Below are 14,366 nucleotides of genomic sequence, written 5' to 3' on the forward strand. Positions count from 1 at the left end.
TAAAATAAAGAAAGATGAGATGACATGGAAAGTTTACAGGACAAGGCTTATAACGCAATCTATTCAAAAATAATGAACTTGGACCTCTATCCAGGCCAACAGGTTTCTGATAAGCAGTTTGAAGAAGAAATCGGTGTGAGCAGAACGCCCGTCCGCGAAGCCATGTTACGGCTGCGGCGGGATGATATGTTGTATTCACTGCCTCAAAGCGGCACTTATGTCACTCGGATTGACTTAAAAAAATCGTTGGATGCCCGCTATGCCAGACAATTGTTGGAGTCAAACATTGCCGGATCGATTGGTGACCAATTAACCGACGACCAAATTCAGACGCTTTCTGACATTACATCCAAACAAACAACCGCCTCGAGCCGAGACCAGATTCAACGTTTCTTCCAAATGGATAACGCCTTTCATGAACAGATTTATCGGTTTGCGGACAAGGGCAACATTTGGAACTGGCTGTTAACCTTTAGTACTGATCTTAACCGTTACCGTTTATTACGGGTATACGATGCTAATTTACCAATGGATCGCCTGACGGATGAACATAAGGCCATTATTGCGGCCTTTGCGGCCCACAATGCCGATAAAGTCAGACAATTGGTATATAGCCATTTAAACTTAATGCTGAGCGAACAACAGTCCGTTTTGGATAAGTTTCCAAATTATTTCACGAATATTAAGTAGCCTCCACAGCGTTACTCCGATGGCACAATTCTTTTACAGTTCTGTTAAAAGGGCGTGTGAGCAGACGTTGAATGTTACACTTTTAACGTAATGAGGAGGAGATTCGTATATGAAACTTAATCAATTTTTGCGTACGGCACTCGTTGCCTGCGCGGCAGTCTTTACAATTGGAGTGAGCTTGTCGACACAAGCACCAACGGTTAGTGCCAGTTCAGCGACATACAAAACGGTTGCCACGACTAGCATTAAAAAAGCTCCCTACCACAAAAAGTCATCTGCCGGGGCGATTTACAATGCGTCACACACCAAGAAAGTCGCTAATCTAAAGACGTATCCCTACACAACCTGGTACGCAACTGCTAAAGTAACCCTGAAGCATGGAAGCTCCAAGGCCCTGTATTATAAGGTTAAGAATGCTTCAGGCAGCGTTTCCGGAATTGTTTGGAACAAGTACGTCACGCCCGGTAAATCACCATTTGGCTTAAAGTATGCCAAGTCAGCGGTTGCCCTTGACGTTAACACGAATAACAACGTTTGGACTAAGAATCCAAATACGGCTCGCCCGATCGCATCATTATCAAAATTAATGACGTTGTATCTGGTTCGCCAAAAGATTGCCCAGGGCAAAGGCACTTGGTCAAGCAAGGTCAATACCAGCAATGCCGGTCTGAAGCGATTGGGTAAATCGAACGTTTTTGGCGGTTTCAAATTTAACCACAACAGCTATACGGTCCGTCAATTATACTTAGCCGGTCTGATTGAGTCATCAAACAACGCGGCAATTGCGCTTGGCCAATGGGTTGCCGGTGGGTCGACACCTGCCTACAACAAAAAATTCATTGGGATGATGAATAATCAAGCCAGTGAATGGCATTTAAAGCATTCATCATTTGTCTCCGCATCCGGAATGGAACAAAATAGTTTGCAGCCTTATGGTTATAGCATTGGTGCTTCCAAGAATGCCAATTATGTTTCAGCCAGTGACATCGCACAGATTTCGCGTCACTTCATCGTAGACTATAACGATATTTTGACTGATGCCTCTGTTAAATCAATGAAGGTTGACGGCCAGACGCTTCACAATTACAACAACTTGTTACCTGGTCGAAAGTACTATCAAAAATCGCTCAAGGTTGATGGCTTGAAGACGGGTTACACTGACCCTGCAGGCTATTGCTTCGTTGGAACCGGTCGAAAATCCGGTCATGATCGCATCGTTACCGTTGTTTTGCATGATGAAAATGAATTTACAGAAACTCGTTCATTAATGAATTATGTTTATAACCAGAATTTAGCTTAACAATTCCACTTATTGATCAACAAAAGCCGGAAGAAAAGTGCAAAAACTTTTCTTCCGGTTTTTTGTCTTTTCTATTAGCCGGCCAAAGTTGGAAATTATTTGTCAGTCATTAAAACAGATCCCCGAAAGAATTCCGATACACCTGTACTGTCAGGATTGACTTCTCACATAAAAAATCATATTCTTAAATATGTTGGTTTCATTATACAAGATGTTGAATTTACGGGGAGAATTTACATAATCATGGAAAACGAAAGTAATTATGACTTATATCTACGGCTAACCCCAACAAGTTGGGCAACCGGCCTACTCGCGGCTGCGGCTCGCAACGAATTGACCAGACGGGCTGCTCACGGTGATGGCGAGGCCAAAATGCTATTGGAGATCCACAGACTAGAGCCTGCCAAGAAGCAGATTCATGGTCGGGTGATGAACCGAACAAACTTGTCACATCAAAAAGCAGGTCACAAGTTCATTTATACACTGCATTTTAGACTTGACTAGTATCAGATAAATGAGGCATTGGAAACGGCTTAACGGATTGGTTGCTGAGTTCTAATGCCTTTTTTGGTGGGATCTTGCGGCAATCTGTCGGCATTTAGTTTCCATGACATCAAACCAAAAGCACCAACGATCCGACAAAGTGATGATCGTTGGTGCTTTTTAATAATGATTACATTTAAATTCCATCTTAGATTGGAAAATGCTACCAAGCTTGCTCCGACGGCCGCAAACGCAGTGCAGCGCCTAGTCCTGTGGACGACGGCCATGAAATGCCAAGTAGCTAACCGGCTTGTTACGCACTCCCGAGAACCTCAATCTTAGATGTAGATTAGGTTAATGCTCTGCCGTTACTTGGAGAAAACGTGCTCCGACGGCCGCAAACGCAGTGCAACGCCTAGTCCTGTGGACGACGCAACTGACGCTGACTTCTAAGCCAGCTTTAATCGAAGCCCCAAACCCAGGGACTTCAATCAAAGCTGGCTTAGAAACCGCGTCACCCGTTGCTCGTCGCACTCTCTACATTGCCGTCATTCCGCCATCTATCACGAACTCTGATCCCGTTGAGTAGCTTGAATCATCTGATGCCAGGAAGAGAACCTTCTTCGAGACCTCTTCCGGTTCCGCAACTCTTTGTAGTGGGATCGATTTAGCGAATTGTTTAATCACTTCTTCGCTGTCTCCTTGGTGAATCATTGGTGTTGAAATGACACCTGGATGCACGGAGTTAACCCGAATATGGGATCCAGCCAACTGCAGCGCAGCCGCCTTTGTCATCCCACGAACCGCAAACTTCGTGTCCGTGTAGCCAATCGCACCACCTACCAAACCGTTCATTGATGAAATATTAACAATACTGCCGCTGCCGTTTTTCTTCATTGCTTCAGCCGCATACTTCATCCCCAAGAAGACCGAAAGTTGATTAATCTTGAAGATCTTCATGTAATCATCAGTGGTGATGTCAGCCAGCGATTTGTTAAAACTAATCCCTGCATTATTCACCAAAATGTCCAGCTTACCAAATTTGTCAACTGTTTCAGCGATCACTTTTTTCCAATCATCTTCACTGGAAACATCTTGCTTAATAAAAATCACGTTATCGCCTAAATCATCGGCCAACGCATTTCCCTTTTCAGCATTAATATCAGTAATGGCCACCTTAGCGCCCTCTTCAACGAAGAGTTTGGCGTGACTGGCACCCATTCCTTGTGATGCACCTGTAATAATGGCAACTTTATTATCTAACTTTCCCATAAGTGATACCTCCTATTGAAAACGGTTACTTACATCTACGCTTATAGTATAACTGATCCATTCTAAATAACTAAACATTATGATTTTAAAATTTTAGGAGAATCTTTTTCTTTTTTGCGTTTTCTTCAAGCTTCTGGTGGGCCCAGGCTGCTTGTGTATACGACTTCTCCAAAACGTCGTCTTCTAAGAGGTACCCGTCAGCCATCATCCGATTAATAAATTTCCCGGCTTCTTGAATTTGATCTAGCGAAGCGTTACTAATCACAAAACCATGAATAGTCTTTGATTGTGTGTAAAATTTACGAACGTTAAAGGTCGCCTTTTCGAGTTTGGGGGCAGTGATTAGACAAACCTGGCCTCCCAGTTTAAGCGCCCGGAGATTATCTGCCAGCGACACCTTTCCCGAGGTGTCAACCGCGTAATCGACCTGGCTGATAGTGGACTTTTCCAGCTGCTTGGACAGTGACTTGGTGTAGTCGAGACAGTCATCGCTACCCAATCGATCCAAGAGGTCAAAATCTTTTCGTTGAGAGGTTGTGACAACCTTCAATCCCAGAATATGGGCCATTTGGACAAACTTCGTCCCAACGTGGCCAGCTGCGCCTTCGATCAAAATCGCTGATCCTGATTGGACCTTAAAAATATTTTTGAGAACAATAGCCGCTGTCGCTGACGAGTGAATAGATGCGACCAGTTGAATGGGGTCAACGTTTTCGGGAACGTGAAACAAACGGTCTGCCGGAATCGCCGCAAATTCGCTGGTGACTCCCTGCCGTCCCTGGTAACCCATACTGTTGGTCCAAACCCAGTTTCCCTCAGAAAAGCCCGTCACATTGGCACCAGTTTCAACCACTTCACCAACGGCATCCCTGCCGATGACAAACGGAAAACTGGTGTCTGTTTCAAACGATCCTGAACGAACAAATGTATCCACATGATTAACCGAGACTGCGTTCACTTTTATCAAAACCTCATCTTCTGCAATCTGTGGTTTTGGTAGATCGCCAATAATAATATCCTTGGCACTTCCGTTTTGCGTAATATATGCTGCTTTCATAATCCTTCCTCCATTCCAGAGCTACCAGTACTTACAATTTAATTATAAGTCCATATCAATGCCAAGATAAGCATAGTGACGTTTGAATTCCCTTTTGTCCAGCCCGCTTTCCCGCAAATAAAAAGCACACCCCAGAAGCTATCTGGTTGTGTGCCATTAAAAGTAAGTCGTTCGCGCTCCCCGCAGTCAAAAGCTTGTATATTCCCGCATTGATGCATGCGGCCATATACAAACTCCCGAATGCTAGTGTTTGGACAGCCACTGAATTTTGAACCGCTGCTCACCGTCAATTGAATGAACGTTTTCAACATCCCCGTCAATCGGTGCATGCGTCATCAAAAAGTTGGGGTGTAAGTGCGCCGTAAAAGAAAATTTGTAAGCAAGGCCGCCCTTTTCCTTCATTGCAGTCATCACACCATAGGTCCCATCTGACAGCTTAACGATCTGTTCCTTTTTTTTTGAAGGGTCAATATAAATTGTTGTCATTTTCCACACCTCCAGTTCTATTATAGCAGTGGTTAAGGCATTCGAAAGAAGTCAAAATAATTTTTTTGGGCCTCAAACACTTTTTGAATCGATTAGACTTGACTTGAAGTGCGCTTCAACGTTTATAGTGGATATAGTCGTTGCCAGACAACTGGTAATGACTTGCAAAAAGCGCGTATACTGAAAATAAATTACTTCCAAAACGATCATTAACCAACTCACAAAGGAGTCACAATGAAAAAATATCAAAATCAATATTTCGAAGGTGAACGCTCATTATTCGCGGAAACAAACGCGGATATCGATGGCACCACCTTTGGGATGGGAGAATCCCCCCTCAAAGAAAGTCGAAACATCCATTTAACCGATTCAATCTTTACTTACAAATACCCGCTTTGGTACAGCACCCATATCAAAGTCGATCATTCCATTTTGGAAACCATGGCCCGATCTGGGATTTGGTACACCGATGATATCGAAATTAACGATAGTACAATTCAAGCACCCAAGATTCTTCGCCGCAGCAGCCGCATCACGCTGAACCATGACCACTTTTCCGACGCCGAAGAAACGCTTTGGAATTGTCGTGACATCAAGATGACCCATGTCCAGGCGAATGGCGATTATTTCGGGATGAACAGTGAAAATATCTACGTTGACCACATGAATCTGGTCGGTAATTACGTCTTTGACGGTGCCAAAAATGTCGAAGTTCACAATTCGACGTTTGTTTCCAAAGATGCTTTTTGGAACTGTGAAAATGTGACCATCTTCGATTCAACAATTAACGGTGAGTATCTGGCGTGGAACACCAAGAATATCACGTTCGTGAACTGTACGATTGAAAGCGATCAGGGGCTTTGCTACATCGATCATCTGACCATGCGAAACTGTCGCCTCCTCCGCACAGATTTGGCGTTTGAATATTGTTCCGACATTGATGCCGATATTAATTCGACCATCATGAGCGTCAAAAATCCAATCAGTGGCACGATCCACGCCCATGCAATCGACGACGTCATTTTAGATCCAACTAAGATTGACCCAAGTCAGACCAAAATTATCACTGATAACAAACTCAACAAAAAGGAGACGGCATAATGTACGATTTTACATCAATGATTCCCCGGCGAAATACCGACTCAATTAAATGGGATGTGCAACCCAATGAGCTGCCAATGTGGGTGGCTGATATGGACTTCAAAGTGGCACCGGAAATTCTTTCCGCAATGCGGCAAAAAGTCGACTTTGGCATCTTTGGTTATGAGGAACCTCACGACGACTACTTCGATGCAGTCGCAAATTGGTATGCCAGCGAACACCATGCCAGACCCGAAAGAGATTGGATGATCTTTTCAACCGGAGTTGTCCCAACCATTTCCTCTGCAGTTCGGCGGGTGACCAATGTTGGGGATAATGTGGTGGTCCAAGCACCTGTTTACAACATTTTTTATAATTCTATCATCAATAATGGCCGTCACGTCCTCTCCAGCGATTTGGCTTATGACGATACCGAGCACCAATATCACATCGACTATGCCGATTTGGAACAAAAATTAGCCGACCCATTAAGTACCATGATGATTTTATGTAATCCCCACAACCCCATTGGTAAGGTTTGGACGCGTGATCAGTTAATCAAAATTAATCAACTATGTCTCAAGCACCACGTGACGTTGTTGAGCGATGAAATCCATGGCGACTTGGTTTTTCAAGGAAATGACTACACACCAATGTTCTCGCTTCCTAGTGAGCTGATTCAAAACATAATTGTCTGTGTCTCGCCCAGCAAAACGTTTAACGTTGCTGCACTTCACGCCGCAACCGTGATTATTCCAAATGAAGATCTAAGAAATAAAGTCAGCCGCGGGATTAATACTGATGAGCTCGGTGAACCTAATTTACTGGCAATTCCTGGAACCATCGCTGCTTACACACAGGGCCACCAGTGGGTGCATGAATTACGTGAACAAATTCAAAAGAACGTATTGCTGGTGACGACATTTTGTGAGCAATCGATCCCAGAGGTCGCAATCGTCCATGGAACCGCTACCTACCTCATGTGGATTGATGTTAGCCAGCTTACCAATGACGCCACCAAACTTGAAACTTTCATCCGTCAAGAAACTGGATTGTTTGTGTCAGACGGCTCGGTTTACCGTGGAAATGGCCACTTATTCTTGAGAATGAACGTTGCCAGCCCGACTTCGATGGTTAAAGATGGGTTAAATCGCTTAAAAACCGGGATTGAGAAATTTAAGAACCTGCAATAAATAAACGCGATAATGTCAAAATGAGGTGCCCATCTTGTGGACACCTCATTTTTTGTTCTCAAATCCAAAGCTTAGGATTGTTGTTTAACTGTTATCATGCTTAGGCCATTCGCTATCCGCCACTGTGACGTTTCCGCAAACGTGAGAGAAAGGACTTAAATTCTGGGTTCAAAACGCCCTTTCCACGCTCGTTTGATGTCATTAATAAACGCGGTATTCACCGCCGTCAACTCGTGGTGCATCAATAATGTGTTCATTGATAAGCGAGTTATAAATTGCCTTGCCAAAGTAAACACTGGATTTCGGATCAAAATGGAATTGATCCAACAGGGTTCCGTTTTGCATGTCAACAACGTGAACGTCCGCATCCTCATTGGCAATTTTAAGCAAGCCTGCTTCGACTTTGGGATCATATTGCTCAGAGTTATGACTCACCGTTCCACAAAAGATTGGCAGGTCTGGTTTGCCCACAAATTTTCGGCAAGCTTCAAATACTGCTTTTAAATTTTGATAGTAATGATCAGCGGCTTCTTGAGAAAATGATGCCCGATCACCTTCACCCTGATGCCAAATCATTGCTTTGACGTCCAAATTCTGTTGGGCATTCTTCATGCAAGCCTCAATAATTTGCTTGAATTGAAGCAGCAATGAGTTGCTTGGACTATCCAGTTGATCAATTTCAGTCGTCCAGTGATTATGTCCTTGATGCCCGCCTTCACCGGTTGGCGCAACTGAAGTGCCACCTTCAGAGCATTTCATCACGTATAAATCATACTTGGCAACCTGGGTCAGGTAATAGTACGTAACCAGATCAAAGCCCCAACGGTTGTCCGACAAATCACTGACTTTCAGTGAGTCCTGAAAGACACCCTTTTCGTGATCCGGTGTGTAATTACTGCAGTAGTGACAATTGGTCAACGGCAAAGAAATCATTTTGGGTAACTCTGCCACTGGCACCCGGCCGTCAATATTGGATTGGCCGGCAGAAATAATCGTTAGTTTTTTTGATTCGTTTTTCAAAATTTGCTTCCTCTCTCAATTAAAATGGCACTTCAAACAAATTGTCAATCAAAGTTTATCAATCAGCTTTTCTCGTAATTTCTTTGCCAAATGGTCATCAGACATTTCTCGAGATGTCGTCCAAAGCGTCATCACTCTGGCTTCCCCTGGAGTCTTGATGTAGTTTCGTTCCCAAGCATCCTCATCTTCTGTATCACCCAAGGTTCTTAGATAATGTCTTAAGAACTTTAGTTTGATTGCCGTCAAAGGCATATCGTCATAGCCATCATTTTTGTAGAAATCATACCATTTCGTGGACTTATGATGATCCTGTGCAAAGACAATATCGCTCATGGCATGATATGCCTCATCAGCAAGCAAGAATGGCTTTAAATAATCATCATCTTTTTGAGCGGCCATTGATAAATTGTATGCCTGAATAACCAAATGCATCGCATTTAAGCCATTTGCTTGATAAAGGACGCTCAAGTACAGATCACCATACAATGTTTTGGCATCCTGCTCACTTAAATCCAACATGAGCTTCTTAATATCTAGAACCAGTGATTGCCATTCTGGCAGCTTTGGTTCGATCAAGCCATCGATTTTTTTGACGGCTTCAGGTAGTGAAACATCACCGACAACCCAGCCTGTATCAGACATCTTTTCGCGGTGACCAACCCAAGCCTTAATGATTCTTCTAATCATAAATGGTGCAAATTCGTCGCCAGCGGTTTCATCTGAGTGGGAGCCATACTGAACAATTGCTTGCCAATAACGCTTGTACAGACTAACAATTTCTGCTTGATGACTGCCATAGTAGTTCGCCACGTAATCATCTAAAATTTGATCATTTGTCCGTGCTTGATAGCCATCAATCCAAGATTTAGCGGCCTCTCTCAAGTAAAGAACATGTGGCTTAATGTTTCCGGTATTGACTAATTCAAGGGTATCAAAGTGTTTTTCGTGAGCCTTTGTCAGCTCTGATGAAACGAATTCCGGGCTATTGGATAATAATCCCAAGAAATTAGATGCCTGTAAATCATGGAACGCAACGTGATAATACAAGCCACGTTGACGATGATGTGGATTAGGAACATCAAGTAATGGCAATCTTGGATTATCCAGGTTTTGCCGTCTTGAAACCAACTTACCATAACCACTGTCAGCCCAAATTTCAATCACGTCATCTGGCACTTTAATTAAGTCTTTGCGATACAGACCAGCCAGTTCGCCATAGATGTTCAAAGCCATTGGGGCTTCAGGATCCAACTCCCTAACCATGTCATATTGCTCTTGAATAATGCCATTCACCACGTCAGCGATGGATTGGTCGTTCCATTCTCGACTATTGTCATCCTCACAGAACGGCTTGTCACCCTGGCCACGGAATCCCAGACTATAAATCGTTGGGGTCCCTTTTTGGTCCATGATGGCATCTCGCCAAAGTTTTCTGAATAGATCGGGATACTTAATAAATGATGCGGTTAGGTCTGGATATTCACGAGCAAACATCTTAGCACCCAATGGTTCGGCATGATGTTGTGCAATTGCTAACCCAAACGACTTGGCAGGATTTCGATTAATCTGTGAGCTAACATCAGTTCCCGGAACGATCACGTTACAGCCGACTCTTAAAGCAGTTTCAAACACTCGGTTCCAAACGTATCGATCGGAGTCATGATCCTTCCAGCCGCGGAGCAACAGCTCATCGTTCACGAACCAGCCACGGTACTTGGTGCGATAATCCGGAATATGAAGATCAAAATTTGTCCACTTGATCGATTTTTGAACTGACGGAACGGTATCCATCCAGTACCAAAAGTCATCAATCTTTAAAATGTTCCGAGAAACTGCTAAGGCGCCGTACATCACGCCGAGAGAAGTTTTTGCGGTAATGGTGATACGTGAATCAGTGGACTGATTAATTTGAAAGTCGTCACCCTCAACTGCCGCATGATCATCAACTGTTAAATAAATTTCGTTGTCGCTTTCTTTTTGGGTCGTCACTTTTTGAATATCTCGCTGCAAAATTTCCGTTGCGTTTTTAAGAATATTGTTGCGAAAATCTTCAGCTACGACTCGTGTTGCTTGCGAGATGATAAATTCTTTTTCAGGCAATTCGCTTCTTCCTTTCTAAGCTTACATTACGATCAGTTATCCTTATTGCTTGGAACCCCAGCGACTGTTTGAAACACATCAGCTAATGACATGTTTTGATCCGCAAATTTCTTATTCAAAATCAGGGTTCGAAAATCCTCAATGGACATCTTCTCTTTTTCTTTGGTTGGCAGCGTCATTGGTGCGTTACCTGATGTCTGATTCATACCGGTTGTCAACGAGATAATAATGCCATCACTGTTGTCAAGACGGACAACGTAATGTTCATAATATGACGGAATATCGTACGTTCCCGTTAATTCCTTGTGTGCTTTGAAATAATTGATAATAAACTCGTGGAAAGCTTTCTCGGATTTTAAGGATTCTTTCCATTCGTCATTAGATTCTGTCATTTGATTGACCTCTTTTTCGTCCATTTAATTCTCAGTGAACATGGTCGGTCCACTGACAAAAAGAAACACCACACTAACAACATTCGTAAATGCAATTAATCTGATGTTACTTTTTGACATCAAGCCTTAGTTATTATCGTCGTCACTCGCATCAGGGACACCAGCGACAGTTTGAAAGACGTCAGCCAATGACATGTCCTGGTCAGCGAACTTCTTGTGCAGAATTAAATTCCGGAAGTCTTCGATTGACATGCTTTCCCTTTGTTTAAATGGCAGTGGTGCTGATACATTACCGCTCCCACCAGTTTGGTTCATACCGGTTACCAGTGTAATGACAATGCCATCGTGACTGTCCAGTGTAACCGTGTAGTGCTCATAATACGACGGAATATCGTAAGAGCCGGTCAACTGCTTGTGTTCTTTGAAATAATTGGTAATCAAGTCTTTAAACGCATCCGGTGAGTTTAAAGCTTCTTTCCAGTCATTATTACTATTAGTCATAATTATTTACCCCCTTTTAGCTGTCTCAAATCATTCTTTAAAGCTTACGATAGCTTCTGGAATTTAGGATCATCATTCTTCTTCCAGAAATCAATGGAATCGTATTTCACACCAGTTAAGTCTTCACAAACTTCCTTGGTATGTGGGTCAACATCTTTCATGCTGCCACCCTTTTGAAGACGACCCAATTCTTGAGCCAATACCTTAAAGGTCTTCTTACTCAAGTGGAATCTAGCAGCAAAGAACATTGCCAGCAGAATCATGAAACCAACACCGCCAGAAACGATGAAGATGATCATGTTAGTGGCACTTGCCGGTTGGGCAACGGCACCACTTGCTGATTGACGGAAGTGGGCAAAATCAAGTAAGTAACCTGCCACAACTGAAGCCAAACCTTGACTAATTTGGTTAATGAAAGTCATAACTGAAGCGAACAAGCCGGCACGGTTTTTACCAGTTACCAACGTATCCAAATCAGGAATGAATGGGAAGACGTTCCATGGTGCGAAGTACAGGATGTACAAACCAACTTCGTAGAATGACATTCCGACAATCAACCAAACCATCATGTGGGCTGGGCGGGTAAAGGCAACGAATGCCCAGTTAGCGGCACTGATTAAAATCAGAGAGTAACCAAACAGGTAAAGTGAGCGGTAAGTAAATTTCGTAACCGCAAACCCAGCGATGATCGTAACTGGAATGGAAACGATACTCAATGATTGTAAGAATCCTGATGTACTTGTAGACATCTTCAAAACATAAACAATGTAGTAAACAAACACTGTTGAGAACAAGATAGTTGCAAAGTATGAACTTAAGTAGATCCCCATGTGAAGTCTGAAAGTCTTAATCTTAAATGTTGAGAAGTAGTTCTTCAATTCAGATTTCAAGTTTGGCTTTTCGCCATTATTTTCTTCAAGGGCTTCTGCTTCCAACTTCTTGGCTTCAGCCTTGGTAACAAAATGCTCCCAAGTGGTGTGATAAGTGATCAGAACCAGGAAGAATGTGGCAACTGAGAAGATAACCTGCATCAAGATATATGGTTCTGGAGAAGTCTTAGGGAAGAACTTGAATAATTGAGCTGGCACAAATTGGGTTAACATTCCACCTAATCCGGCAAGCACCATTCGAGTGGTCGACATCTTCGTACGCTCGTTGAAGTCCTTGGTCATTTCGTTTGGTAATGTCTCCCAAGGAATCTGTAGGGTTGACATCAAAACCGTCACGATCAGGTACGTAATTAAGTAGTACCAGAAGCTCATGCCGGCAACCCACATTGTGATCGCAACTAATACTGATGGTGCAGCGATCAAAATGAAAATGTGACGACGACCAAACATTCGTCCGAGCTTATACTTGTAAATATTATCGGAAATATTTCCCATGACCAGTGAAACAATGGCATCGGCCACCCGGCCAATCAGGAAGATGGTGGCACCTTGACCGGCACTCAACCCGGCAAATGTCGTGTAGAAGAACATCAGCCAAGCACCAACTAATCCCTGCATTGAAATACTGAAGAATGAGAAGACCCCAAACCCTAGTGATCGCCAAATTCCGATCTTCCCACGACTCTTATAAATTCGTTTGTTGGCATATTCATCCCAACCGTCGTGGACAACTTGTTTTTGATTATCCATCGTGAAACCTCCTAATAATATTTTCTAGTGTGTATCCGCTTACAAACAATCGTGCAAGAATTTGCTTACATGACCAATCATCTCCACTGGATTTTCATAAACAGTATTGATACTTTTATAAGGGGCTTATATACCAGAACAAAATAATGGCTAAATCAACCCATACTGTTTACTTAATACCCAAACTTTTGTACAATTTAAATTGTAAACGCTTAATAACGCATATTCTTTGCTTAAATTGACAAAAATATTGCAAAAAGGTAGGTGGTTGTATGATCATTGATTTACCGCTTGATGGAACGCTTCCAACGGATATTGTTTGCTCTCATAATCGTAATCGGCATCATGACAGTCCATTTCATCAGCATACCGATCACATTGAACTGATCTTATTTATTTCCGGAGATGTCATTTTTTACACGCCTCACAAGGCTTTTCCAGTTAAGCCGGGATACTTGGTTGCAATTCCAAATGGGATTTGGCATCGGGTGGTTACGACAACATTTGAGCCGTATGAACGAATCTTCCTGAATATCAATGTTGATTTAATCAAGCAGTTATCGACGCCAACTACTGATTTAATGAAATGTTTTCAAACCGATGGAAATAATGAAGTTAACATTTTCAATTTGAATAAAGATTTTTTTGATGATTACATTTCACTCTGTGACCAGCTGATTTCAACCATGGACCACAAAGGTTTTGGCAGTGATGTTAATGAACGAATTTTGCTGTCGCAGATATTACTGGTCGCAAATGAAGTCGTCCCCGTTCATCATCAGCCAAAAAACATTATCCCACCATTCTTGGAGAAGGTAACTTCCTTTATTGATAATAATTTGGAAAATGATCTGAGTTTATCAGCATTCAGCAAGGAATTCTTCATGAATCAAAACTATTTAGATCGCTATTTCAAGAAATACACTGGGCTATCGATTCATCGATACGTGATTGAGAAACGAATTGAGCTGGCCAAACAACTACTGCGTAGCGGCCACAATGTCACCACCGTTTGTGAGAAATCAGGCTTTGGAAACTACAGCAACTTTATTCGAACCTTCAACTCATGTGTCGGTATCTCTCCAGGTAAATACAAGAAAAAGTACCATGGATAAGTAAAAGACTGAGTCAAAAGTGTCAACTTTTGACTCA

Annotated in this window: 14 protein-coding genes; 6 read left to right on the forward strand and 8 right to left on the reverse strand. The window is 42.7% G+C overall.

The genetic code is table 11. The features are described from left to right. Positions 1–24: 24 nt before the first annotated feature. The 3 genes from FC51_RS07040 to FC51_RS07050 all read left to right on the forward strand — a co-directional run bounded on the left by FC51_RS07040 (position 25) and on the right by FC51_RS07050 (position 2,494). The gene (locus FC51_RS07040) at positions 25–690 is read left to right on the forward strand and encodes a GntR family transcriptional regulator (protein WP_057910775.1); all 666 of its coding nucleotides are present in this window, start codon (positions 25–27) and stop codon (positions 688–690) included. Between the two features lie 109 nt (positions 691–799). Then, on the forward strand, positions 800–1,990 hold the full coding sequence (locus FC51_RS07045; protein ID WP_057910776.1) for a D-alanyl-D-alanine carboxypeptidase family protein: 1,191 nt from the start codon (positions 800–802) through the stop codon (positions 1,988–1,990). 243 nt (positions 1,991–2,233) lie between these two features. After that, complete coding sequence (locus tag FC51_RS07050; RefSeq protein ID WP_057910777.1) at positions 2,234–2,494, forward strand: hypothetical protein; 261 nt, start codon at positions 2,234–2,236, stop codon at positions 2,492–2,494. A gap of 516 nt (positions 2,495–3,010) precedes the next feature. On the opposite strand, the gene FC51_RS07055 is transcribed toward FC51_RS07050, so the two are convergent. From FC51_RS07055 to FC51_RS07065, 3 genes are all read right to left on the reverse strand, one after another. Next, a complete protein-coding gene (locus FC51_RS07055; protein ID WP_057911249.1) occupies positions 3,011–3,745 on the reverse strand; it encodes a glucose 1-dehydrogenase in 735 nt (244 codons plus the stop codon). Positions 3,746–3,830: 85 nt separating this feature from the next. After that, positions 3,831–4,802, reverse strand: a complete 972-nt coding sequence (locus FC51_RS07060; RefSeq protein WP_057910780.1) for a quinone oxidoreductase family protein — start codon at positions 4,800–4,802, stop codon at positions 3,831–3,833. Between the two features lie 243 nt (positions 4,803–5,045). Next, positions 5,046–5,288: a hypothetical protein gene (locus tag FC51_RS07065; protein ID WP_057910781.1), complete on the reverse strand. Its 243-nt coding sequence runs from the start codon at positions 5,286–5,288 to the stop codon at positions 5,046–5,048. Positions 5,289–5,522: 234 nt separating this feature from the next. On the opposite strand from FC51_RS07065, the gene FC51_RS07070 reads away from it, so the two are divergent. Together FC51_RS07070 and FC51_RS07075 are read left to right on the forward strand one after the other, a co-directional pair. Continuing rightward, positions 5,523–6,389 (forward strand): DUF3737 family protein, encoded by an 867-nt coding sequence (locus tag FC51_RS07070; protein WP_057910782.1) that lies wholly within the window; start codon positions 5,523–5,525, stop codon positions 6,387–6,389. Next, positions 6,389–7,561 (forward strand): MalY/PatB family protein, encoded by a 1,173-nt coding sequence (locus FC51_RS07075; RefSeq protein WP_081037563.1) that lies wholly within the window; start codon positions 6,389–6,391, stop codon positions 7,559–7,561. Before FC51_RS07070 ends, FC51_RS07075 begins: the two co-directional genes overlap by 1 nt. A 201-nt stretch (positions 7,562–7,762) precedes the next feature. Here FC51_RS07075 and FC51_RS07080 read toward each other — a convergent pair whose 3' ends face one another. From FC51_RS07080 to FC51_RS07100, 5 genes are all read right to left on the reverse strand, one after another. Further along, positions 7,763–8,581, reverse strand: a complete 819-nt coding sequence (locus FC51_RS07080; RefSeq protein ID WP_057910784.1) for a sialate O-acetylesterase — start codon at positions 8,579–8,581, stop codon at positions 7,763–7,765. 48 nt (positions 8,582–8,629) lie between these two features. Beyond that, positions 8,630–10,681, reverse strand: coding sequence for a glycosyl hydrolase 115 family protein (locus FC51_RS07085; RefSeq protein WP_057910785.1), 2,052 nt, complete (start codon positions 10,679–10,681; stop codon positions 8,630–8,632). A gap of 32 nt (positions 10,682–10,713) precedes the next feature. Further along, complete coding sequence (locus FC51_RS07090) at positions 10,714–11,073, reverse strand: hypothetical protein (RefSeq protein ID WP_057910786.1); 360 nt, start codon at positions 11,071–11,073, stop codon at positions 10,714–10,716. Between the two features lie 126 nt (positions 11,074–11,199). Beyond that, positions 11,200–11,574 (reverse strand): hypothetical protein, encoded by a 375-nt coding sequence (locus FC51_RS07095; protein WP_057910787.1) that lies wholly within the window; start codon positions 11,572–11,574, stop codon positions 11,200–11,202. A gap of 44 nt (positions 11,575–11,618) precedes the next feature. Next, the gene (locus FC51_RS07100) at positions 11,619–13,214 is read right to left on the reverse strand and encodes an MFS transporter (RefSeq protein WP_057910788.1); all 1,596 of its coding nucleotides are present in this window, start codon (positions 13,212–13,214) and stop codon (positions 11,619–11,621) included. Positions 13,215–13,486: 272 nt separating this feature from the next. Here FC51_RS07100 and FC51_RS07105 point away from each other — a divergent pair, with 272 nt between their 5' ends. Continuing rightward, positions 13,487–14,329, forward strand: a complete 843-nt coding sequence (locus FC51_RS07105; protein ID WP_057910789.1) for an AraC family transcriptional regulator — start codon at positions 13,487–13,489, stop codon at positions 14,327–14,329. Positions 14,330–14,366: the final 37 nt, after the last annotated feature.

The organism is Lentilactobacillus parabuchneri DSM 5707 = NBRC 107865, from assembly GCF_001435315.1.
GTDB lineage: Bacteria > Bacillota > Bacilli > Lactobacillales > Lactobacillaceae > Lentilactobacillus > Lentilactobacillus parabuchneri.